This window comes from Polaribacter butkevichii (genome assembly GCF_038024105.1).
GTDB classification, from domain to species: domain Bacteria; phylum Bacteroidota; class Bacteroidia; order Flavobacteriales; family Flavobacteriaceae; genus Polaribacter; species Polaribacter butkevichii.
Window position 1 is genome coordinate 855,690 of the sequence record NZ_CP150661.1, and the last position, 22,878, is coordinate 878,567.

Consider the following 22,878-nt stretch of genomic DNA (forward strand, 5'->3'; position numbering starts at 1 on the left):
CAAAGCATTATTCTATTCTAAAAATTATCCAACTTTTTTTATTGCCAAAGAGCCAATAAACAAAAAACTTAAAAAGGGTAATAAAATATAACTTACAAAACTATAACTACCAAAAACAGAAAAACAATAACTAAATAAACTGGGTGCTAAGGCACTTGCAACCACTATAAAACTCATTACTTTACCGGTTATAGACCCTAAATAACTTCTTCCAAAATACCGTGGCCAAGTAACTGCATTTACAACTGCAAAAAGTCCACTATAAACTCCTAAGCCAATAATTAAAAGATAAATGCCTATTGTAGTGTCTAAAATTAAAAGTCCAACAGCAGCCAAAAAACCACTAAAAATCATTACAAAAAGATAAATTTTATGCTGAATGTAATCGCTTAGAATATTCGCTAACGTAGAAACCGAAATAGCAATTAAAGAAATGGGTAAAAAAACAGCTATAGCATCTGTTTTTTCATAACCTTGTGTTTTAAAAATTGAAACTACATGAAAGGTAAACCCAGTACTAAAAAAACTATTAAAAGCTAGCGCTAAACCAAACATCCAAAAGGCTCTTGTTTTTTTAGCTTCTTTTAAGGTAAAATTTATTTCAGAACTTTTAATTTTCTTCTTACTTTTCTTTATAGAAATAAATCCATCAGGAATTAAACCAAAATCTTCTGGTTTATTTCTATAAAACTGAAGGATTAAAAAACTAAAAATAAATAAACAAACCGCTAATATTTGCCAACTTACCTCCCATCCATTTTTATCAATTAAATAATTAAACAAAATTGGCGAACTAGAAAAACCTAATGAAACAGCAATACTACTAATAGAATTTACTTTACCTCGGTTTTTATCAAACCACATCATTACCATATTTCTAGAAGACATGGTTAATACTCCTTGTCCGCAAAAACGGACTAAAAAGAACAAAAAACTTAGCAACACAAAAGGAATTAACCAAGATTTTAAGTTTAAAAATAATTTTAAGTGATTACTAATGCCTTCTGAATAAGAAAAAAGAACTAGTGCGACTCCTAAAAAAAAAGCAGCAAAAAAAGCTACAAATCTTGCCCCAAACTTATCAAACAACCTTCCTGCCTTTGTTACAAAAAAAGCACTGACTAAAGTACCTATTAAATAAGCGTTGCTAAATTGGTTTCTTGTTAAGCCCAAAGCATCTTTTACAGGATCTGTAAACACAGAAACCCCAACAGTCTGCCCTGGAATACTAAATAAAATACCAATACTACCTATAATTAAAACTACATAACCGTAAAAAAAAGGCCATTTTTTAGGGTTGATAAAAGAAAATGAATTTATATTTTTCATCATCATTATTTTAAGGTTTTATTCTTTCTTCTTCGATTACTTTTACAACCCTTTTACGAGAAGTAATAAAATAAACCCCTGTTAGTAACACCATAGATGCTATTATTGATTGAAGAGTTAAAACTTCGTCTAAAAAAAACCACCCCATAAACAAGGCAATTACAGGGTTTACATATGCAGAAGTAGACACTTTTTCTGTTGCAACATTTTTTAGTAAAAAATTAAAGGCTGTAAAAGCAATAACTCCACCAAAGAGTATCAATACAAACATGGCAATTTGCACTTTAAAGCTCCAAGATAATGGCGTAACCCATTCTTCATTAAAACTTAAACTTGCTATAAATAAAATAGCACCTGCCACCAGCATTTGATAACCTGTACTTACTAAATGACTTTTGGGTAATTCTGCTTTAGAAACAAAAACACTACCATAACTCCAACTTAAAACACAAGTTAGTATCATAAAAACTCCTAATAAACTTCCTTCTGAGGTTGTTAATTCTTTTTGACTTACCAATAAATACATTCCTAAAATACCTAAAACCACGCCAATCATCGATTTTTTTTGAAACGGTTTTTGATCTATCAACCTTAATAAAAATAAAACAAACAAAGGTTGTGTAGATGCTAATAAGGCTCCAAAACCACTATCTACATACTTTAAAGCCCAAACAAAAACACCATTGCCGTATACCAAAAAGAAAAAAGAAGCAATGCTTGCATTTCTAAGCTGTATTTTAGAAATAGATAAATTATGTTTTAAAACAGCAGCTAAAATGATCATTAAAACTCCTGCAGTAGTAAAACGAATACCCGCTAAAAAAAATGGCGATAATTCTGTTACTGCAATTTTATTAAACACATAAGTAGATCCCCAAATAACATAAATGGAAATAAATGCCAATATTATAAGTAATTTTGATTTTTTCAAATGATGGTAATTTCTATTCAAAGGTAGAAATAGAAAAGTTATAAATAAAATTACAGATTAACCTATTTTGCATTTATTTTAACTTGTTATTTCTATTCTAAAAAAAGAAACCCCACAAGCCTAAACTTGTGAGGTTTTGGTAAAAAAACCATTATCAAACTAACTATTTTTCTTCTGTAGCTTTATTGTTGATAAAATCAATATCTCGGGTATTTTTTTGTACCGTAATTGCACCAAATAAACTGAGTAAAAATGAAATTCCGTAAAACCCTTTTTCACTTAAAAGTAAATCGGCATTTCTAAGTCCGATAATTAATAATAAAAGCGATGCAATTACAATTACCCAACTTATGCTATAATAAATATCACTTACTTTTATATGCTCTGCTTTATCTCTAATTACTTTTTGTAGTGATATAACTGCATAAACTCCCATTAGAATAATGGCAAAATAATACCCTTTTTCATTCAACTCCATAGAAGCATTCCATAAACCAATACAATAAGACAAGAGTCCGATGATTAAAACTCCCCAAGAAGCACCAACATAAGCCGACGTTGGTTTTTGGTTGGGTTCATTTTTAGTTTTGTTCTTTTTACTTTCTTTTTTAGTTTCTTCGTTAATAGAAGATGTTGTTTGATAATTCATAATATTTAGTTTAATAATTATGATACAAATTTGCAACAGTTTTACAGTTCTATAAACTCTATTTAAAACAATAACTGACGACTAAATTTAACAACAAATACACATATTACTTTAAATATTTATATTTACAACAATTTTACTGACGATATAATGATAAACTTAAAAGAAGTAATAAGCACTTTTACAGAGGAACAACAACAAGATTTTATCTTATACTTAGATAAAAAGAACAAAAGAAAAGATGCTAAAGATAGTCTGTTAGTAAAATTGATAGTGTCGGATAATTTATCGTCTGCAGAACTGGCTCACAAACTCTACGGCAAACAAAATAAGCCTGCATTACACGCTTTAAGAAAGCGTTTGTTTCAATCATTAATAGATTTTACGGCAAACATGAGTATGAAAGAAGAAAATTCTATCGATATAAAATTGATAAAATATATTCTTTCTGCTAGAAATTTTCTACAAAAAGGACAAATTAAAGTTGGGTATCAAATTTTAGATAAAACGATACTGATAGCCAACGAACACCAACTATTTTCTATTTTAAATGAAATTTATCATACTAAAATTCAGTTTTCTCATTTAAATAAAAGTTTAAATCTCGAGGGGTTAATTGCTGATTTTAAAGAAAATCAACAACAATTATTATTAGAAGATCATTTAAATATTGCTTATGCTCAGATTAGAAAATCTCTAGTAGATTATCAACAGAACAAATCTAATTTAGACATAAAACAACTTATAGAAAACGTATTACAAGAACATCAAATTACCATATCAGATTCTTTATCTTTTAAGTCCCTCTATCAAATAGTTCAAATTACCAGCATTTCTTCTGCTCAAAAATTCGATTATTATAATATTGAACAATTTATCATTAACACCTATCAAGTAATTAAAAATCATACCTCTAAAAACAAACAACTTTTTTATCATATAGAGGTTTTGTATCTTATTGCAAACGTACTTTTTAGAAACAAAAAGTTTACCGAATCTTTACAATATTTAGATTTGATGTTATTGAATATGAAAGAGAATAAGCAAAAATATTATTCTGATTTTGCCGCGAAACATCATTTATTACTTGCCTTAAACCTTAATTACAGTAAAAATCAAGAAAAAGCAATTACCTTATTAGAACCTTATTTAAATAAGAAAAACCTTAATATGGTTGCGCAATTAGACATAGCACTTACGCTAATTGTTTTTTACTATCAACACAAATCATTAGAAAAAGCACAAAAATTATTTACGTCTTTTTACCATACAGATAAATGGTATATAGATAAAGCAGGTATTGTTTGGACGATTAAAAAGAACCTAATTGAAATCTTATTACAAATAGATTTAGGAAACATCGACCTGGTAGATTCTCGATTAAAAAGTTTTAAAAGAAACTATTTTTCTAACCTATCAGAAATCAATCAAGAAAGGGTAATTACCTATTTAAAGTTAGTAGAAGTTTATTATAAAAACCCAGAAATTGCCACATCAAAAGAATTTAAAAACAAGGTAGAAACTTCTTTTAGTTGGATTGACATCAAAAAAGAAGATATTTTTATGATGAGTTTCTTTGCTTGGTTAAAAGCAAAAATGACCAAACAAGATATTTATTTGGTCACTCTAGATTTGATTAACAATTAAGTTGAGTTTATTTTTTAATAATGAGCTGTTTTTACACCATATAAAACAACTTCAGAAGCCTTTGTATAATCATCATTCCATTTAAAATAATTACCAGTTTTAAAGTAGTTATCAAAATTATAACCATTGCTTACGTAATCATATAAAAAGGTATATTCTTGCGCTATGTTTTTAGCTTCACAAACTAAAGCATATTCTAATTTACCATCTGCAATACGAAGTTTAATCGTAAATTTCTCATTATCTACTTTTCCTATGGTTATTTTTTCGTCATATTTACTCGTCCAAACTCCATTTTCTGGCTTTACATAATACTCTATCACAATATCTCCTTTTTTCCACTGAACTTTTACAGTTGCAGGAGACCCCGATAAAGTTGTACTTTGTTTACCATGAATTTGCGCTACATACGTTTGCCCATTTCCTTCACAATAATTTACTTTTAAAGTAGATTCCATTTCATGTGTACCAGCATTCATATACCAATTATCATCAGTATTTTGTACACCTTTCCAATATTCTCTTAACTCTGTTCTACAATATTTACCATCACTTAAATCGGCTCCTCCAGAAGTAGTAAACCCCGTAAATCTTGTATAAAAAGTATAGCTGTCATCAGTATTCTTATAAAAATATTTTTTTTCTGTTGATGAAAGGCTTCCATTTATAATTTGATCAGCATAAATAGACGTTGCTTTTTTAGATCCATCGCCTTTATCAATTGGCACAGATAAGTACCAGTTTTTCCAAACAAAGTTCCCATCTTCCTGTACAACTACAACTTCATCTTCATCTTCTTCTTCCGATTCTGTAATTTTATCAACTACAGCATCATCTCCTTTTGTACAATTTGTAACAAAAAGAGTCGCTATAAACAAAAAAGTAGAAAATACAATTTTGGTTTTACTCATAATATTTAAGTTTACAATGTTCTAAAGATACTAAACTTATTTATGTCTTTTTTGTAATTCTGCTTCAATGTCTTTTAAGGTAAACCCTTTTGCTTGTAATAACATTAAATAGTGGAATAACAAATCTGCAGATTCATAGATAAATAATTCATCATTATTATCCATCGCTTCAATAACCGTTTCTACAGCTTCTTCACCTACTTTTTGAGCAACTTTATTAATTCCTTTAGCAAACAAACTTGCTACATAAGATTTTTTAGTGTCTTTATTAGCAACTCTTTCTGTAATTACATCTTCTAAAGTAGAAAAGAAACCATAGTTAGATTTGTTTACCTCATTCCAACAAGTATCCGAACCTTTATGACACGTTGGTCCGTTTGGGTTTACAGAAACCAATAGTGTATCATTATCGCAATCTAGTTTTATATCTACTAAATTCAATACATTTCCACTTTCCTCACCTTTTGTCCACAAACGTTTTTTAGTTCTAGAAAAGAAAGTTACTAATTTTGTTTCTTGGGTTTTAGCAAATGCTTCTTCATTCATATACCCCAACATTAACACATTTTTTGTGGTTGCATCTTGAATGATTGCGGGTACTAATCCGTCATTGTTTTTATTAAAATCGATATTCATAATTTTTTATTTTTTGTCAGTTCGAGTGATTTCGATTTTTCATCGAAATTGTATCGAGAACTAATAATTACTTCTCGATACAATTTTTTCGTTCCTCAAAAATCACTCGAAGTGACATTACGTTATTTTTTAATAATAAGATTACTTCGTCATACTTTCTCGTAATGACATTTACAATCTCACTGGAATATTATTCTTTTTTAATTCTTTTTTTAACTCTAAAATAGGTATTTCACCAAAATGAAAAACACTTGCTGCTAAAGCGGCATCTGCTTTTCCTTCTGTAAAAGTATCTACAAAATGTTGCACATTACCTGCACCACCAGAAGCAATAATAGGAATATTTAATATTTCTGATAAATGTGCCAAAGCTTCATTTGCAAATCCTGCTTTTGTGCCATCATGATTCATAGAAGTAAACAAAATTTCTCCTGCTCCACGCTCTTCTACTTCTTTTGCCCAATCAAATAATTTAATATCTGTAGGTATTGTTCCTCCTGCCAAATGCACAAACCATTCTCCGTCAATTTGTTTTGCATCAATAGCAACAACCACACATTGACTCCCGAATTTTTCTGCCAATTCATTAACTAAATCGGGTCTTTTTACTGCAGATGAATTGATAGAAACCTTATCTGCACCCCATTTTAACAACTCATTTACATTTTCTACAGATGATATTCCTCCACCAACTGTAAACGGAATATTTACTTGCTCCGCAACTTGATGCACCATTTCTATCATGGTTTTTCTACCTTCTAACGTTGCCGAAATATCTAAAAAAACCAATTCGTCTGCCCCTAAATCTGCATATTGTTTTGCTAAAACTACCGGGTCTCCTGCATCTATTAAATTTACGAAATTAACCCCTTTTACAGTTCTTCCGTTTTTAATATCTAAACAAGGTATTATTCTTTTTGTTAACATTTTATTCTAATTCGTCATTGCGAGGCACGAAGCAATCTGTCTATTCATTAAGAGATTGCTTCGTTCCTCGCAATGACATTTATTTTGTTAATATAAATTGCTCTAATTGTTTTAAGCTAATTTTATTCTCATAAATAGCTTTCCCTATAATAACACCTTCGCAACCATTTTCTGCTAATTTTGGCAATTCCTCAAAAGCAGAAATTCCTCCAGAAGCAATTAATTTTACGTTGTTTACTTCGGATAAAATCTGTTGATAGATATCAAAACTTGGTCCTTGTAACATGCCGTCTTTAGAAATGTCTGTACAGATAATATACTGAATTCCTTTTTGCTGATATCCAGCAATAAACGGAATCAATTCTAAACTACTTTCCTCTTGCCAACCATTTGTAGCAATTTTTCCACCTGTTGTATCAGGATAAAAATCTGCTCCTAAAATAATTTTCTCAGATCCATATTTTTCAATCCAGCTTTCAAAAATATCGCTATTTTTTACAGCAATACTTCCTCCAGTAATTTGATTTGCACCAGAATTAAAAGCAATTTCTAAATCTTTATCAGACTTTAAACCTCCACCAAAATCAATCTTTAAATTGGTTTTTGATGCAATTTGCTCTAAAACTTTATAATTGATAATCTGACTCGCTTTTGCGCCATCTAAATCTACCACATGCAAATATTCGATACCTGCAGCTTCAAATTCTTTGGCAACTTCTAACGGATTTTCGTTATAAATCTTCTTGGTATTGTAATCGCCTTTTGTTAAACGAACACATTTTCCGTCAATAATATCTATGGCTGGTATTATTCTCATTGATTATTTATTTAAGGCAGTAACTTGAATTTCAATTTTCATTCTTGGATCAGACAATCCTGCTGCAAACATAGTCGCTGCGGGTCTAACTTCTCCTAAATACTTCTTTAAAACAGGCCAACATTGTTCAAACTCTGTAGCATCAGGTAAAATATAAGTGATGCGTACAATATTACTCATACTAGAACCTGCTTGCTCTAAAACACCTTCAATATTTTTTAAACATTGCTCCGTTTGGTTTACAACATCATCTGCAATCGTCATATCCTCATAATTGAATCCTGTAGTTCCAGAAACAAAAACCCAATCACCTTGCACTACAGCTCTAGAATATCCCATTTCTTTTTCGAATGAAGAACCTGAACTTATTAATTTTCTTGCCATAATTATTTTTTTATGAAGTACCCTGAATTTATTTTAGGGTCTTTTTATTGTATATTTATCTCTGTCATTACGAGGAACGAAGTAATCTCATCATTAAAAACGAGATTCCTCAATCGCCAAAAAAGGCTCATTTCGGAATGACATTGAACTTAGTTTATAAATTAAGAAAGTTTTGTAAAATTCTTGCGCCTTCTACTCCACTTTTTTCTGGATGAAACTGTACTCCGTAAAAATTATCTTTTTGCAATGCGGATGCATATTCAATTTCATAATCTGTCGTTGCAATTGCTTCAGCACAAGATTCTGCGTAGAAACTATGTACTAAATACATAAATTCTTTTTCTTTGATGCCTTTAAATAAATCTGATTTTAAATTATAGATCACATTCCAACCCATTTGCGGAACCTTAACAGCCTTCGAAAATTTCTTTACATCAACATCAAAAATACCCAAACCTTTTGTATTTCCTTCCGAAGAAGAATTACACATTAATTGCATTCCTAAACAAATCCCTAAAACAGGTTGCGTTAGCGTCGGAATCACTTTGTCTAATCCGCTTTCTTGCAACATTTGCATTGCTGAACTTGCTTCTCCAACTCCCGGGAAAATTATTTTATCAGCAGCTCTAATTTCATCAATATTATTTGATAAAATAGCATCTACACCTAAACGCTTAAAAGCAAACTGAATGCTTTTAATGTTTCCTGCTCCGTAATCGATAATTACTAATTTCATAATTAGTTTTTAATTTTTAGCGTTTAGTTTTAAGTTAAAATCACTCAGAACTAAAAATTCACAATTCAACACTTTTTTAAAGCACTCCTTTTGTAGATGGTAAAAACATTTTATTTGCATCTCTCTTAACTGCCATTTTCATTGCTTTTGCAAAAGCTTTAAAAATACCTTCTATTTTATGATGCTCGTTTGCGCCTTCTGCCTTAATATTTAAGTTACATTTTGCGCCATCTGTAAAAGATTTAAACAAGTGTAAAAACATTTCTGTTGGCATATCTCCAATCATTTCACGTTTAAAATCAGCCTCCCAAACCAACCACGGTCTTCCACCAAAATCTACGGCTGCTTGTGCTAAACAATCGTCCATTGGCAAGCAAAAACCATAACGTTCTATGCCTAATTTATTTCCTAATGCTTTGTGGAATAACTCGCCCAAAGCAATCATGGTGTCCTCTATAGTATGGTGTTCATCAACCTCTAAATCTCCATCAACTTTTACAGTTAAATCCATCGCTCCATGACGACCAATCTGATCTAACATGTGATCGAAAAACTTTACTCCAGTAGAAATATCATTTTTACCAGAACCATCTAAATTTAGTTTGATGTAAATTTTAGTTTCGTTGGTATTTCTAGTAATTTCAGAAACTCTATCTTCTAACTTTAAAAACTCATAGATTTCTTTCCAATCTGTACTTGTTAAAGCAATACAATCTAAAATTTCTTGTTTAGAAGTTTCAATTTCATCAGCTCCTAATTCTGAGTCTTCTGATAAGAAAATCCCTTTAGAACCTAAATTTTTAGCCAATTCCATGTCTGTAATTCTATCGCCTAAAACAAAAGAATTTGCCAAATCATATTCTTCAGAAAAATATTTGGTTAACAAACCTGTTCTTGGTTTACGAGTTTCGGCATTTTCATGTGGAAAAGTTTTATCGATACAAACTTCAGAAAAAACAACCCCTTCTTTTTCGAAAGCACTCATTATTTTATTTTGTGCTGGCCAAAAAGTATCTTCCGGAAAACTATCGGTTCCCAAACCATCTTGATTGGTTACCATTACCAATTCGTAATCCAATTCGCTAGCAATTTTTGCCATGTATTGAAATACTTTCGGGTAAAACTCTAACTTTTCTAAACTATCTAATTGATAATCTACAGGTGGTTCTAACACCAAGGTTCCGTCTCTATCTATAAATAATACTTTTTTACTCATCTTATCTTGTTTTCCTACAAGGTTTTAAAAACCTTGTAGGTTTGTTTTATTAATTGTCAAATCCGTTACAAGGTATAAAACCTTGCTAGCGATTCTTATTGTTCTTTAATAGCTTTTAAGGCTCTTAATAATCGTTGATTTTCCTCGCAAATACCTACACTTATACGCAACGTATTTTTACATAAAGGTTGGTTTGTTCTATTTCTAATAACGACACCATATTCTATTAATTGGTTGTAACGCTTTGTAGCATCGTCTACCTTTAACAACAAAAAATTACCATCTGATGGATATACTTTTTCTATATAACTATCGCAGCTTTCTAACTCTTTTTTAAGCCGTTTTCTTTCGCTGATTAATTGAGAAATTTCGTTCTGAACTTCATCCATTTTTTGCAATCTTGCAATTGCTCTTTGCTGACTTAATTCGTTTACGTTATAAGGTGGTTTTATGTTGTTTAAAATTTTAATAATTTCTTTGGATGCATAACAAACTCCCAAACGAATACCCGCTAAACCAAAGGCTTTAGATAAAGTCTGTGTAATGATTAAATTAGGAAACTCTGCCAATCTTTCTAACCAACTTTTTTGCTCAGAAAAATCGATATACGCTTCATCTATAACCACTAAACCTTTAAATTTTAAAAGTAATTCTCTAACCGTTTCTACTGTAAAACTGTTTCCTGTTGGATTGTTCGGTGAACATAAAAACAAAATTTTACTATGTGCATCTGCTACATTTAAGATTTTATTTACTTTTGGCTGAAAATCATCGCCTAACAATACCGCTCTGTTTTCTATAGCATTTATATTTGCCAAAACACTATACATTCCGTAGGTTGGTGGTAATGTAATTACATTATCTACATTAGGCTCACAAAAAGCTCTGTAGATTAAGTCTAAAACTTCATCACTTCCGTTACCTAATAAAATATTTTCTTTAGCAACTCCTTTTATCTCAGACAACAAATCTTTTACATTATTCTGTTGCGGATCTGGATACCTATTTACACCGTTTTCAAAAGGATTTTCATTAGCATCTAAGAAAATCATTTCTGTAGTATTGGCGTCTTTATATTCATCTCTTGCAGATGAATAAGGTTGTAGAGATTTTATATTTTCTCTAACTAGGTTATTGATGTTAAATTTAGTTTTCATAACAAAACCTCTCGACTGCGCTCGAGAAGACATTTAATATATTAATTTAAATCTTTTAAACGAATTGAAACTGCATTTTTATGTGCATCTAATCCTTCTGCTGCTGCCATTAACTCAATAGATGTTCCTATTGTTTTAATCCCTTCTTTTGTAATTTTCTGAAACGTAATACTTTTGGTAAAACTATCTAAATTTACTCCAGAATACGATTTAGAAAATCCGTTTGTTGGTAAGGTATGGTTGGTACCCGAAGCATAATCTCCTGCGCTTTCTGGTGTATAATTACCTATAAAAACAGAACCTGCGTTTTCTATATTGTCTATGTAAAAATCATTATTATTTGTACAAACAATAAAGTGTTCTGGTCCATATTCATTGATTAATTCTAACGCTATTTCATCACTTTCTACAAAAATAGACTTCGAATTTTGAATGGCTTTCTCAGCAATTTCTACTCTAGACAATTTAGCCAATTGAATTTCGATTTCTTTTTCTACGTCTGCAATCATCTTTTTTGATGTTGAAACCAAAATAACCTGACTGTCTGCGCCATGTTCTGCCTGACTTAATAAATCTGATGCTACATAACTTGCGTTTGCAGAATCATCTGCAACCACTAATAATTCACTTGGGCCAGCAGGCATGTCTATAGCAACACCATGTTTTGTAGACAATTGTTTTGCAACTGTTACAAACTGATTTCCTGGACCAAATATTTTATACACTTGCGGAATGGTTTCTGTACCAAAAGTATACCCTGCAATTGCTTGTATACCACCAACTTTTATAATTTTTGTAACACCACATAAATTGGCTGTATACAAAATGGCTGGATGAATTTTACCTTCTTTATTTGGTGGAGAACACAATACAATTTCTTTACAGCCTGCAATTTGAGCTGGCATTGCCAACATTAATACTGTAGAAAACAAAGGTGCGGTTCCTCCTGGAATATACAGACCAACTTTTTGAATGGGTCTTTTTTCTTGCCAACAAGAAACTCCGATTGCGGTTTCTACAAAAACTTTTGCTGTTTTTTGTGCTGTATGAAAATTGGTAATGTTTTCTTTAGCTACGTTAATAGCTTGCTTTAACTCATCAGATACTAAAGTAATTGCTTCTTTAATTTCAGCAACAGAAACAATATTATTTTCTAAAGAAATACCATCAAATTTTTGGGTGTATTTATGTATGGCAGCATCTCCATTTTTTTGAACATCTGCAAAAACATCGTTCACAATACTTTCAATATCATCAACCGTTTTTGTGGGTCTTTCTAATATTTTATTCCAATCTTTTCTTGATGGGTTTATAATTGTTTTCATCTTTTAAATTTCTCCTGCAAGATTTCTAAAACCTTGTAGGTGTTTTACTTTTTAATTTATACTTACAAGGTTCTTTAAACCTTGCGGTATGTTTGCAAACTTGCAATTTGCGTTAGGGATTGTAGCATTTGTTTGAGCTCTTTTTTCTTTTTCAGAAAAAAAGCGAGTGCGAAAAGCCCGTTAAAACGCCCAAAATATTATTCAAATTTTAATTTTTATCTGTCATTGCGAGGTACGAAGCAATCTCTTACTTAAAACACAGATTGCTTTGTGCCTCGCAATGACGTACGTTTTACAATACCATTTTTTCTATTGGGCACACTAAAATACCTTCTGCTCCGTTGGCTTTTAATTCATCTATAATTTCCCAAAATTCGTTTTTGCTAATTACGGTGTGTACAGAGCTCCAACCTTTTTCTGCCAATGGCAAAACAGTAGGACTTCTCATACCTGGTAACACTTTTAATATATTTTCTAATTTATCATTAGGTGCATTTAACAATACGTATTTAGAGTTTTGGCCTTTTAAAACCGACTGAATTCTAAACTGAATTTTCTCTAAAATTGCTCTTCTTTCTGCTGATATTTTAGAAGAAACGGCTAATACAGCTTCTGAGGTTAGTAAAACCTCTATTTCTTTTAAACCATTTTTAAATAAAGTACTTCCGCTAGAAACAATATCACAAATACCATCTGCTAAACCAATATTTGGTGCAATTTCTACAGAACCGTTGATAATGTGAATATCTGCTTTGATGTTTTTTTCTTTTAAAAACTTTTTAACGGTTTCTGGATACGAAGTTGCAATTCTTTGTCCGTCTAAATCTTGTAACGAATTTGCGTTCGATTCTTTTGGCACTGCTATAGAAACCTTACATTTAGAAAAACCTAAACGCTCTACAAACTCTATATCTGCTCCTTTTTCTATTAAAACATTTTCTCCTATAATGGCTGCATCTACTACTCCATCTTTTAAATACTGAGGGATATCGCCATTTCTTAAGTAAAATACTTCTACAGGAAAATTTCTTGCAGATGCTTTTAATTGATCTTTACCATTGTCTATAGAAATACCAATGTCTTTTAAGATTCTCATTGAATCTTCGTTTAATCTTCCTGATTTTTGTACTGCAATTCTTAAATTACTCATTTTGTTTTTGTTTGATGCCTGAGCAAATACGGTTCTTATTATTTTATTAGATTCCGATATCAAACCGGAATTACTTCTAAATATAGAAATAGAAAACCCGTTTGATTTGCTCAAACGGGTTTATAAATATCTTGATTTTATTCAATACACTTTTAAATCGCTTGATTGCAATTGTAAAAATGATGATGATGATTTTGAATAAAAGCCATGTCTTTTTTTATATCTATGCAAATATCTAAATTAAATTTTTAATAAACCAAATGATTTTAATAAAAAAGATAATTATGTGAAATATTTATCAAATTCTTAGTATCTGTTTAATTTTTTAGTTTTTCAATTCATAAAACAAGCATTTGTATCTGTTCTTTTTATTTCTATTACAGCATAGCTTTACTACAACAGTAAACTTGATGAAAAAATCATTTAAATAGCACATTGCTTAAGTTATCAACATTAAAAGTTGACAATAGTTGTTAAGTTGATTTTAAATATTGCTTTTATATAGATTGAATTCTATAAATTTGAAACAGATTGATGAAAAAATAAAATTGCTAGACGTTTTCTAAATCTTTATGTATTAATAATTCCTGAAAGAGTAGCTAATTTTGGTTGTTTTCTTTGGGGTGTAATGAGGTATAGGTAATTTTAAAAAACGTCCTTCTAATCTAAAACATTTATGAAAAAGGTGTTTTATTAATTTTTTAAACAAACTGAATAACAAGTCAGAATATACCGAATAAGACTTAAAATTAGAAGTAGGTAAAATTTAATTATTAGAGAAATGAAAAAAAAAGTTATTTTATTATTTTTAGTAAATTTAATAGTAACATCTTGTTCTGACAAACTAACTGAATCTAAAGTGCGAGATTTAATAAATCAATGTACAAGTAAACCTCTTGAAACTATTTCCTCAATTAATTTAGGAAAAACAATGTTTACGTCTGAAAAAGAGTTTAATATTTATAAAAAATTAGAGGAAAAAGGATTAATTAGTGTGAAAAAAACGAAAGAAAAATTCTTTACTAAATATGATATTTCATTAACAAAAGAAGCGAAACCTTATATATCTGAAGCTAAGAAAAAAGGAAAATACGGGTATACTGCTAAAGTTCTACTTTGTAAATATGAAGTTGAAAAAATTGGAAATATCCAAAATATTCCATCAAAAAATACTGCTGAAGTAAAAGTTACATTAAAAAAAATAGAAAAAACTCCATTCGATGAATTATTAAATAGAAATCAATCAGAATTCGTCGATAAAACTATTTTAATAAAAAAAACAGAAAACAATGGTTGGGTATATTGTGAATAAATAAAAAACGCCCCACAATACCGTGTAAAAAATTGCTGGTAAAAGCTTACTTACTAAAATCCTCGCGAATTTTCTATTCGGTTTGTATTCTCTTAATTCGGTACTTAAACCACACAATTTTACTTACACAACAACGTTATAAAACTACTAAACAAAAACCATATGAAATTTATTACAGTAATTGCTTTTTTATTAATATTTACAAATATTGAAGCCCAAGAAAAAAAACTTCTTCTTCAGCAAGAATTAATATCTGATTTATCTAAAACAAAAATTTACCCAAAATTAATTGAATATGTAGATGGGGAAATAGAATGGCAAGAAAAATTTAAATACATAGACAGTATTCAAATCTATAGGATTACCTATTTAAGTGATGGTTTAAAAATAAATGGCTTTTTAGTGCAGCCCAAGAAAAAAGGAAAATATCCTTGTGTAATATACAATCGAGGAGGAAATAAGAGTTTTGGTGCATTAAAGATTGCCCACGGAGCTATTGTTCTTGGGCAAATTGCTAAGGAAGGTTATGTTGTAATTGCTAGCAATTATAGAGAAAATGATGAGTTTGGTGGAAAAGATGTTAATGACATCACTATTCTACCAAAGGTCTTAAAAGAAATAGAAGATGCCGACACTACTAAAATTGGAATGTATGGTTGGAGCCGTGGCGGAATGATGACATACATAGCCTTAACTAAAATGGATAACATAAAAGCAGCCGTTGTTGGTGGCGCAGTTTCTGATAGTTTTAGTTCTATAAAAGATAGACCTATAATGGAATCTGGTGTTTACGCAAAATTAATTCCAAATTATGCAGATAATAAAGAAATGGAATTAGAAAAAAGGTCAGCAATAAAATGGGCGGATAAATTCCCTAAAAATGTGCCAATTCTAATGTTACACGGAAATTCTGATTGGAGAGTAAAACCAGAACAAAGCCTAAACCTTGCTTTAGAATTTGAAAAAAATAGAGTTCCGTACAGACTAATAATGTTTGAAGGTGCTGACCATAGTGTTTCTGAACATAAAAAAGAATCCCATAAACAAGTTATAAAATGGTTTGATCGCTATTTAAAGAACAGTGAACAATTACCTAATATGAAATATCACGGAAGATAAAAACTTTGTTACACATAATGCCAGAAGAAACGGCACAGGCAGGAATTGATGTGCAAGCAGAAAAAATAATTCCGATTCATTGGGGAGGTTTTAAATTAGCGCTGCATGAATGGACAGATCCTATTGAGCGTGTTACTAAAAAAGCGAAAGAATTAAACTTAAAAGTAATTACGCCTAAAATTGGTGAAGAAATTATGGTGAAAGACTCGCTACAGACTTACACCAATAACTGGTGGAAAGATTTATAGTATCCTTTTTACATTGAATGAGTTATTAACATTAAAAGTTGACAATAGTTGCTAAGTTGATTGTAAATATCTTATTTATATGGTTTGAATTCTATAAATTTGAAACAGATTGATGAAAAAATAAAATTGCTAGACGTTTTCTAAATCTTTATGTATTAATAATTCCTGAAAGAATAGCTAGTTTTGGTTGTTTTCTTTGGGATAAAATGAGGTATTATTACTTTATAATAAGTTGTACGCAAGCTCTGACCGAAACCAATAGCTTGTAAAAGCACATTTAATTTTGCTCGTACCTCACAAAATTAAAAGAGCTTTCACTCAATAAACCTATAGATTGAAAAAGAAAAAATATGAAAAAACAAATATTCCCAAAAGAGATTATTGAAAATACTCTTGAAGTACATCAGTTTAAACACACTAACAAAAGTAAAATTATTTACAGCATTATTTTGTTGACCTTAATTTCTGCCTTGATTTCTTTGCCTTTTATCAATGTTACTATATATAACACCTCTCAAGGTCTTATTAGGTCTGACAAAGAAAGAATACTTTTAGAAAGCAGTAATAGTGGAAAAGTAATTTTTCATCAACTTTAAAACAATCTTCAAATAAAAAAAGGAGACACCTTGTTACTAATAAATAATTTAGTAATTACTCATCAAATAAATACGACAACAAGCTTAATAAGTGAAACCAAAAATTTTGTAGAAGATTTAAAACTATTATCAAATCAAAAAAGAATTGCAAATAAATTACAATCTTTAAAATATAAACAAGAGTATAACTTCTATCAACAAAAATTGAATGAATTAAACACTCGTTTTCAAAAAATAAAAGAGGACTACAATCGGAGTCGAAAATTATTCGATAAAGGAGTAATAGCAAAAGTAGAACTGAATAATAGCAAACTAGAATACGATTTGTCTTTAAATGCCATACATCAATACAAAAAACAACAATACAGTAGTTGGCAAGCAGAATTAGTTAACCAAAAAAACCAATTAAAAGAATTAGAAAACAACCAAGTACAATTAGAAGAAACAAATAACTTATCTGTTATTAAGGCTCCTCTTTCAGGAACTTTATTAAATGTAAAAGGAATTGAAAAAGGAAGTTTTATACAAAATGGCATTCAATTAGCAGAAATTTCTCCCAAATCAAATTTAATTGTAGAATGTTATATAAGTCCAGCAGATATTGGTTTATTAAAAAAAGAAAATAAAGTAAATTTTCAAGTGAGTGCGTTTAATTATAACCAATGGGGTTTAGCCAATGGTAAAATCGAAGAAATAGGAAACGACGTACAAATAATTAATAATATACCAACGTTTAAAGTATTGTGCTCACTTGACCAAAATTTTTTACAACTAAAAAATGGATTTAAAGGACAATTGAAAAAGGGTATGCTTGTAAATGCACGATTTGAACTTACAGAACGCTCTCTTTTTGATTTACTTTATGATAAAATAGATGACTGGCTAAACCCTTCAAATAAAATTGCAGAAAAATAAAAATTATTATGAAAAATTTAAAAATCCTTGAACGCTTACAACAGCTTTATCAAAGAGTAAAAAATGAGAATACTGGAACACCAATAGAGATAGCAAAGTATATGAATATAAGTGAACGAAGTGTTTATACTTTAATTGATGAACTCAAAATTTTAGGAGCAGAAGTTTATTATAGTAGAACAAGAAAAACCTATTACTATTGTAATGATTTTAATATTGAACTAAATATTTCATTAAAAGTAATTACTGAAGATACTGCAAGAAATTTATATGGTGGAAGTTACTTTTTAAAAGAAAATAGTTTCACTGCAAGGATTTTGCAGGGAACAAAATTATGTTTGTAAGATTAAAACAATATTAGATGCATATAATAACGTTTTGATACGAGTTGTAAAAAGTTTACACTCAAAAAATATATTAATAACTTAAAAAATGTAATTTTATGAAAAATTTACAAAGTTTTGGTGTTCAGGAATTGAGTGCTAAAGAAATTAAAGAAACTGAAGGAGGTTTCTTAGGAACTCTTATAGTTATTGGGTGCTGTTTGTTGCTGGCAGGTTGTGCTAATGGTTGCGAAGGTGAAAGAAGAAGAGAGTCAGACGGACCACCACCACCACCAGATGGTTATCAGTATTAATTTAAATAAAAAAGAGACTCTTTTATTAATAAAGTTAGCCTCTTTTAAATACACGTAAGTTTGAAAAAACACTTATTTTTATTTTTAACAAGTATATTTATACTCAGATGCTCTTCACCTTCTGAACAAGAATTTTCTTTAAATGAGAAAGAATTTAAACTTTGGAAAACAACACAAGATAGTTTATTCTCCAAACAAAGTATTCCTTATAGAGATTATAAAAGAAAAATAATTAAGAATACTCAAAAAATAATCAATGCTCAAGAATGGGTTCCAAAGTGTACGAATATTGGGAAATATTCATTTTTTATAAAAAAAAATAAGGTTTTTTACAAAAACAAGAACTCTAAAGAGAAATATAAATTATTTACAATTTTAGATTCTGTTAATTTCGGACCAATAAGTATTTTAGAAAAAAATCATAGCAATTATCTGATTCTTAAAAGCTCTCAATTTTCTAACGATGATTACTTAGTTCAAATTTGGGATATAGATAAGAAGAAATTGATTAAAAAAATTAATGCTTTAAATTTCCCTAAAATCCAATCAACTAGAAATAATTTATTTTATACTCAGTATGAAAATCAGTATGAGGTAAAATATTTATTTAGATATAATTTTTCTACTGGTCAAGTTTATAAAGTTAAAAATTATAAAGGTCAATTTTCTGTATTATCAAAAAATAAAATATGTAATTTTTCATCTAAAGAATATTTTTTAATTGATGATAATACTTCGGTTATTAAAAATAAAAGCATAGAACTTTTTGGTGAAAAAAATATTAGACCAATAGCAGTGTCAGATATGAAAATCTATGGTTTTAAAGAATTAAAAAATAAAATAAAAATTTTTGAACTATTATTATCTGATAGAAATTTTAAATTTAAAGAAGTATTTACGATAAATGAAAAAATAACAATAAGAGAAGCTTTCTTAAAAAATGAAAATTTATTACTTTCTATCATTAAAAAAGGAGTAAATTATTTGTATAAAGTAGATTTAAAAAATAATAATGATTTTAAAGTTTTAAACTTACCAAAATATGGAACTATCGATTTAATTGACAAAGACTTAATTAACATTACTATTAAATTTTCTTCATTTACAATTCCTCAAATAATATATAATTTTAATACTAATGAACAAAATCTAAAAATTACTAATAAAACCTTAATTAACAGTGAACAATATGAAGTTAAACAAAAATGGGTTATAAACAAAAAGGATAGTATTCCTCTTTTATTATTTCATAAGAAAAACGTAAAACTAGATAGTAGTTCCCCTTTAATACTTTATGGTTATGGTGGGTTTAAAATTAGCTCCACTCCTTATTACAACCCATTTATTCAATATTTTATTGATAATGGAGGTATTTATGCAATAGCTGGTGTTAAAGGAGGTGGTGAAATGGGTAAAGAATGGCATATTAAAGGTAAAGGTTTATCTAAAAAAGAAAGTTTTAATGATTTTAAAAGAACATTAGACTATTTAATAATTAATAAATATTCTAAACCTTCAAAAATTGCAATTCTCGGATATTCAATTGGAGGATTATTAATTAATTATTCTGTAATTAATTATTCAGATAAATTTAATACTGCTATTTCTATAAATAGTATATCTGATGTAACAAATCTTCATAAATATTTAAAAAGAGGATATTCTACAGAATATGGGAATAGTAATCAGTTTGAAACTTTTAATTATCAAAAAGAATACTCTCCTTTAATTAATGCAAAAAAGATTGAGTCTAATTTCTTAATTGTATCAGGTGATAAAGATGACAGAGTATCACCTTTACATTCATATAAATTTGTTAAAGAGTTACAAAATAAAGGGTCTAAAAATGTATATTTTTACAATATGAAAAATATCGGTCACGGCTCTCAGAATGTTAAACAATACTATGAAACTCAGTCAGAGATTTACTCATTTATTTTGTATCATTTAAAAATGAACATCAACTAATTATTCTTTAAAATATTTTTCCCTGCAAAAAATTTGCAGTAAACAAACCTTTCTTTGCCATATTAAATTCTTAAAATGGCAAAAATCACCATAAAACAACACGATATTACAGATTGCGGAGCAACTTGTTTGGCTTCCATTTCAGCACATTACAATTTGCAACTTCCCATTGCACGTATTCGCCAATATGCGGGTACAGATAAAAAAGGCACTAATGTATTAGGTCTTATAGAAGCCGCAGAAAATTTATGCTTTGAAGCTAAAGGTGTACGTGGTGAATTAGATAGTTTGTTTAAAATACCCAAACCTGTTATTGCACATATTATCGTAAAAGAACAGTTACATCACTATGTAGTTATATACGAAGTAACCAAAGAATATATAAAAATTATGGATCCAGCAGATGGAAAAATCCATAAAAAAACACACGAAGACTTTTTAAAAGAATGGACAGGTGTTTTGGTTTTACTATTGCCAAAAGAAGAATTTACACCAACAAATGAAAAAGTATCTGTTTTAAAGCGTTTTTGGTTTTTATTAAAGCCACATAAATTTGTTTTATTACAAGCTTTAATTGGTGCAATTATTTATACTTTATTCGGATTTTCTACCTCAATTTATATACAAAAGATAACAGATTATGTCTTAGTAGGTGGCAATACAAAACTGCTAAACCTGTTAAGCATTATAATGCTTTTATTATTGATTTTACGTATTGTAATAGGTGTATTTAAAGATGTTTTTTTAATTAAAAGCGGACAACAAATAGATGCTCGTTTAATTTTAGGCTATTACAAACATTTACTAAAATTACCACAACAATTTTTTGACACGATGCGTGTTGGAGAAATTATTTCTCGTATTAATGACGCTGTTAAAATTAGAGCCTTTATTAATGATGTATCTTTAAGTTTAACAGTAAATATTCTTATTCTGTTTTTCTCTTTTGGTATTATGTTTATGTATTACTGGAAATTGGCTTTAATTATGTTATTGGTCATACCCTTGTATTTGGTCGTTTATATAATTATAAATAAATTCAACAAAAAAACAGAGCGAAAAATAATGGAGCGTTCAGCAGAATTAGAAAGTCAGTTAGTAGAGTCTTTAAATTCGGTAAGTACTATAAAACGTTTTGGTTTAGAAAATTTTGCAAATATCAAAACAGAAACACGTTTTATAAATTTGTTACACATTGGTTATAAATCTGCTTTAAATTCAGTTTTTTCAGGTACTTCTACCACTTTTATTGCTCAGTTATTTACCATTATTTTATTATGGAGTGGTTCTTATTTTGTTATTGAAAGAGAAATTACACCTGGGGAATTGTTATCTTTTTATGCAATTATCGGTTATTTTATGAATCCTGTAGCGAGTTTAATTGGCGCAAACAAACAAATACAAAATGCGTTAATTGCAGCAGACCGTTTGTTTGAAATTATGGATTTAGAACGAGAAGAAAGCACAGAAAAAGTAGTATTGAAAAAAGAGAAGATTGACGACATCGAATTTAGAAACGTAGCTTTTAGATATGGGACAAGAGTACAAGTTTTTACAGACTTTAATTTAAAAATTAAAAAAGGAAATATAACTGCAATTGTTGGCGAAAGTGGTTCAGGAAAATCTACTTTAATCTCTTTGTTACAAAATTTATATCCAATACAAAAAGGGGGTATTACTATTGGGGATTTAGATTTAAAATATATTCAGCACGAAAGTTTGCGAGAATTAGTAAGTGTTGTCCCTCAAAAGATAGATTTATTTGCAGGAAATGTAATTGACAATATTGCTGTTGGAGATTTTGCGCCAAATATGGAATTGATTATAGAGATTTGCAAATCAATTGGCATTTTAGAATTTATTGAAAGTTTACCAAACGGTTTTAACACTTATTTAGGAGAAAATGGCGCAACACTTTCTGGCGGGCAAAAACAACGAATCGCTATCGCAAGAGCTTTATATAAAAAACCCGAAGTCTTGGTTTTAGATGAGGCAACATCATCTTTAGATTCTACTTCAGAAAATTATATTCAAAAAGCGGTAGAAAGATTACGTCAAGACAATAAAACGATTATCATTATCGCTCATAGATTAAGTACCGTGATTAATGCAGATGAAATTGTAGTATTAGAAAATGGAGAAGTTTTAGAACAAGGAAATCATAAAGAATTATACTCCAAAAAAGAGCATTATTATAATCTTTGGCAACAACAAATGCCAAATCTAAATAGTCAAATATAAAATTTAGGAACTATAAAATCAGCACAT

The 22,878-nt window shown here is 29.2% G+C and carries 23 protein-coding genes; 10 read left to right on the top strand and 13 right to left on the bottom strand.

Annotation, left to right across the window (positions count from 1 at the left end):
• Window positions 1-24: 24 nt before the first annotated feature.
• The 3 genes from WG951_RS03315 to yiaA form a co-directional block, all read right to left on the bottom strand.
• Window positions 25-1,329: an MFS transporter gene (locus WG951_RS03315; protein ID WP_105048783.1), complete on the bottom strand. Its 1,305-nt coding sequence runs from the start codon at window positions 1,327-1,329 to the stop codon at window positions 25-27.
• A 10-nt stretch (window positions 1,330-1,339) separates the two neighbouring features.
• Window positions 1,340-2,260: an EamA family transporter gene (locus WG951_RS03320; RefSeq protein ID WP_105048784.1), complete on the bottom strand. Its 921-nt coding sequence runs from the start codon at window positions 2,258-2,260 to the stop codon at window positions 1,340-1,342.
• Between the two features lie 163 nt (window positions 2,261-2,423).
• A complete protein-coding gene (gene yiaA, locus WG951_RS03325; RefSeq protein ID WP_105048785.1) occupies window positions 2,424-2,909 on the bottom strand; it encodes an inner membrane protein YiaA in 486 nt (161 codons plus the stop codon).
• A gap of 150 nt (window positions 2,910-3,059) precedes the next feature.
• Between yiaA and WG951_RS03330 the strand changes: the two genes are divergently transcribed.
• The gene (locus tag WG951_RS03330; RefSeq protein ID WP_105048786.1) at window positions 3,060-4,556 is read left to right on the top strand and encodes a hypothetical protein; all 1,497 of its coding nucleotides are present in this window, start codon (window positions 3,060-3,062) and stop codon (window positions 4,554-4,556) included.
• 14 nt (window positions 4,557-4,570) lie between these two features.
• Here the strand turns inward: WG951_RS03330 and WG951_RS03335 are convergent, their stop codons facing one another.
• From WG951_RS03335 to hisG, 10 genes are all read right to left on the bottom strand, one after another.
• Window positions 4,571-5,467 (bottom strand): polysaccharide lyase family 7 protein, encoded by an 897-nt coding sequence (locus WG951_RS03335; RefSeq protein ID WP_105048787.1) that lies wholly within the window; start codon window positions 5,465-5,467, stop codon window positions 4,571-4,573.
• Between the two features lie 36 nt (window positions 5,468-5,503).
• A complete protein-coding gene (gene hisIE, locus WG951_RS03340; RefSeq protein ID WP_105048788.1) occupies window positions 5,504-6,103 on the bottom strand; it encodes a bifunctional phosphoribosyl-AMP cyclohydrolase/phosphoribosyl-ATP diphosphatase HisIE in 600 nt (199 codons plus the stop codon).
• Window positions 6,104-6,274: 171 nt separating this feature from the next.
• Window positions 6,275-7,030, bottom strand: a complete 756-nt coding sequence (gene hisF, locus WG951_RS03345) for an imidazole glycerol phosphate synthase subunit HisF (protein WP_105048789.1) — start codon at window positions 7,028-7,030, stop codon at window positions 6,275-6,277.
• A 79-nt stretch (window positions 7,031-7,109) separates the two neighbouring features.
• Window positions 7,110-7,847 (bottom strand): 1-(5-phosphoribosyl)-5-[(5-phosphoribosylamino)methylideneamino]imidazole-4-carboxamide isomerase, encoded by a 738-nt coding sequence (hisA, locus tag WG951_RS03350; RefSeq protein WP_105048790.1) that lies wholly within the window; start codon window positions 7,845-7,847, stop codon window positions 7,110-7,112.
• Between the two features lie 3 nt (window positions 7,848-7,850).
• A complete protein-coding gene (locus tag WG951_RS03355) occupies window positions 7,851-8,231 on the bottom strand; it encodes a RidA family protein (RefSeq protein ID WP_105048791.1) in 381 nt (126 codons plus the stop codon).
• Window positions 8,232-8,385: 154 nt separating this feature from the next.
• Window positions 8,386-8,967, bottom strand: coding sequence for an imidazole glycerol phosphate synthase subunit HisH (gene hisH / locus WG951_RS03360; RefSeq protein WP_105048792.1), 582 nt, complete (start codon window positions 8,965-8,967; stop codon window positions 8,386-8,388).
• Window positions 8,968-9,043: 76 nt separating this feature from the next.
• The gene (gene hisB, locus WG951_RS03365; protein ID WP_105048793.1) at window positions 9,044-10,183 is read right to left on the bottom strand and encodes a bifunctional histidinol-phosphatase/imidazoleglycerol-phosphate dehydratase HisB; all 1,140 of its coding nucleotides are present in this window, start codon (window positions 10,181-10,183) and stop codon (window positions 9,044-9,046) included.
• 95 nt (window positions 10,184-10,278) lie between these two features.
• Window positions 10,279-11,340, bottom strand: a complete 1,062-nt coding sequence (gene hisC, locus WG951_RS03370; RefSeq protein ID WP_105049377.1) for a histidinol-phosphate transaminase — start codon at window positions 11,338-11,340, stop codon at window positions 10,279-10,281.
• Window positions 11,341-11,381: 41 nt separating this feature from the next.
• Window positions 11,382-12,665 (bottom strand): histidinol dehydrogenase, encoded by a 1,284-nt coding sequence (gene hisD, locus WG951_RS03375; RefSeq protein ID WP_105048794.1) that lies wholly within the window; start codon window positions 12,663-12,665, stop codon window positions 11,382-11,384.
• A gap of 292 nt (window positions 12,666-12,957) precedes the next feature.
• Window positions 12,958-13,815 (bottom strand): ATP phosphoribosyltransferase, encoded by an 858-nt coding sequence (gene hisG, locus WG951_RS03380; RefSeq protein ID WP_105048795.1) that lies wholly within the window; start codon window positions 13,813-13,815, stop codon window positions 12,958-12,960.
• A 781-nt stretch (window positions 13,816-14,596) separates the two neighbouring features.
• On the opposite strand from hisG, the gene WG951_RS03385 reads away from it, so the two are divergent.
• The 9 genes from WG951_RS03385 to WG951_RS03425 all read left to right on the top strand — a co-directional run bounded on the left by WG951_RS03385 (window position 14,597) and on the right by WG951_RS03425 (window position 22,851).
• Window positions 14,597-15,127: a hypothetical protein gene (locus WG951_RS03385; protein ID WP_105048796.1), complete on the top strand. Its 531-nt coding sequence runs from the start codon at window positions 14,597-14,599 to the stop codon at window positions 15,125-15,127.
• Between the two features lie 162 nt (window positions 15,128-15,289).
• Window positions 15,290-16,246, top strand: coding sequence for an alpha/beta hydrolase family protein (locus WG951_RS03390; protein ID WP_105048797.1), 957 nt, complete (start codon window positions 15,290-15,292; stop codon window positions 16,244-16,246).
• A gap of 5 nt (window positions 16,247-16,251) precedes the next feature.
• On the top strand, window positions 16,252-16,494 hold the full coding sequence (locus tag WG951_RS03395) for a hypothetical protein (protein ID WP_317044718.1): 243 nt from the start codon (window positions 16,252-16,254) through the stop codon (window positions 16,492-16,494).
• Window positions 16,495-16,844: 350 nt separating this feature from the next.
• Window positions 16,845-17,090: a hypothetical protein gene (locus tag WG951_RS03400; protein ID WP_105048798.1), complete on the top strand. Its 246-nt coding sequence runs from the start codon at window positions 16,845-16,847 to the stop codon at window positions 17,088-17,090.
• A 30-nt stretch (window positions 17,091-17,120) separates the two neighbouring features.
• The gene (locus WG951_RS03405; RefSeq protein WP_170062891.1) at window positions 17,121-18,005 is read left to right on the top strand and encodes an HlyD family secretion protein; all 885 of its coding nucleotides are present in this window, start codon (window positions 17,121-17,123) and stop codon (window positions 18,003-18,005) included.
• 8 nt (window positions 18,006-18,013) lie between these two features.
• Window positions 18,014-18,349: an HTH domain-containing protein gene (locus WG951_RS03410; RefSeq protein WP_105048800.1), complete on the top strand. Its 336-nt coding sequence runs from the start codon at window positions 18,014-18,016 to the stop codon at window positions 18,347-18,349.
• Window positions 18,350-18,447: 98 nt separating this feature from the next.
• On the top strand, window positions 18,448-18,642 hold the full coding sequence (locus WG951_RS03415; RefSeq protein WP_105048801.1) for a hypothetical protein: 195 nt from the start codon (window positions 18,448-18,450) through the stop codon (window positions 18,640-18,642).
• A 60-nt stretch (window positions 18,643-18,702) separates the two neighbouring features.
• Complete coding sequence (locus WG951_RS03420; protein ID WP_105048802.1) at window positions 18,703-20,610, top strand: prolyl oligopeptidase family serine peptidase; 1,908 nt, start codon at window positions 18,703-18,705, stop codon at window positions 20,608-20,610.
• Window positions 20,611-20,685: 75 nt separating this feature from the next.
• A complete protein-coding gene (locus tag WG951_RS03425) occupies window positions 20,686-22,851 on the top strand; it encodes a peptidase domain-containing ABC transporter (protein ID WP_105048803.1) in 2,166 nt (721 codons plus the stop codon).
• The last annotated feature ends 27 nt before the right edge of the window (window positions 22,852-22,878 follow it).

Excerpts from the sequence above, each read along its gene's own strand:
- WG951_RS03315 (WP_105048783.1), bottom strand. The coding sequence starts at position 1,329 with ATGAAAAATATAAATTCATTTTCTTTTATCAACCCTAAAAAATGGCCT.
- yiaA (WP_105048785.1), bottom strand. The coding sequence starts at position 2,909 with ATGAATTATCAAACAACATCTTCTATTAACGAAGAAACTAAAAAAGAA.
- WG951_RS03330 (WP_105048786.1), top strand. The coding sequence starts at position 3,060 with ATGATAAACTTAAAAGAAGTAATAAGCACTTTTACAGAGGAACAACAA.
- WG951_RS03335 (WP_105048787.1), bottom strand. The coding sequence starts at position 5,467 with ATGAGTAAAACCAAAATTGTATTTTCTACTTTTTTGTTTATAGCGACT.
- hisIE (WP_105048788.1), bottom strand. The coding sequence starts at position 6,103 with ATGAATATCGATTTTAATAAAAACAATGACGGATTAGTACCCGCAATC.
- hisF (WP_105048789.1), bottom strand. The coding sequence starts at position 7,030 with ATGTTAACAAAAAGAATAATACCTTGTTTAGATATTAAAAACGGAAGA.
- hisA (WP_105048790.1), bottom strand. The coding sequence starts at position 7,847 with ATGAGAATAATACCAGCCATAGATATTATTGACGGAAAATGTGTTCGT.
- WG951_RS03355 (WP_105048791.1), bottom strand. The coding sequence starts at position 8,231 with ATGGCAAGAAAATTAATAAGTTCAGGTTCTTCATTCGAAAAAGAAATG.
- hisH (WP_105048792.1), bottom strand. The coding sequence starts at position 8,967 with ATGAAATTAGTAATTATCGATTACGGAGCAGGAAACATTAAAAGCATT.
- hisB (WP_105048793.1), bottom strand. The coding sequence starts at position 10,183 with ATGAGTAAAAAAGTATTATTTATAGATAGAGACGGAACCTTGGTGTTA.
- hisC (WP_105049377.1), bottom strand. The coding sequence starts at position 11,340 with ATGAAAACTAAATTTAACATCAATAACCTAGTTAGAGAAAATATAAAA.
- hisD (WP_105048794.1), bottom strand. The coding sequence starts at position 12,665 with ATGAAAACAATTATAAACCCATCAAGAAAAGATTGGAATAAAATATTA.
- hisG (WP_105048795.1), bottom strand. The coding sequence starts at position 13,815 with ATGAGTAATTTAAGAATTGCAGTACAAAAATCAGGAAGATTAAACGAA.
- WG951_RS03385 (WP_105048796.1), top strand. The coding sequence starts at position 14,597 with ATGAAAAAAAAAGTTATTTTATTATTTTTAGTAAATTTAATAGTAACA.
- WG951_RS03390 (WP_105048797.1), top strand. The coding sequence starts at position 15,290 with ATGAAATTTATTACAGTAATTGCTTTTTTATTAATATTTACAAATATT.
- WG951_RS03400 (WP_105048798.1), top strand. The coding sequence starts at position 16,845 with ATGAAAAAACAAATATTCCCAAAAGAGATTATTGAAAATACTCTTGAA.
- WG951_RS03410 (WP_105048800.1), top strand. The coding sequence starts at position 18,014 with ATGAAAAATTTAAAAATCCTTGAACGCTTACAACAGCTTTATCAAAGA.
- WG951_RS03415 (WP_105048801.1), top strand. The coding sequence starts at position 18,448 with ATGAAAAATTTACAAAGTTTTGGTGTTCAGGAATTGAGTGCTAAAGAA.
- WG951_RS03425 (WP_105048803.1), top strand. The coding sequence starts at position 20,686 with ATGGCAAAAATCACCATAAAACAACACGATATTACAGATTGCGGAGCA.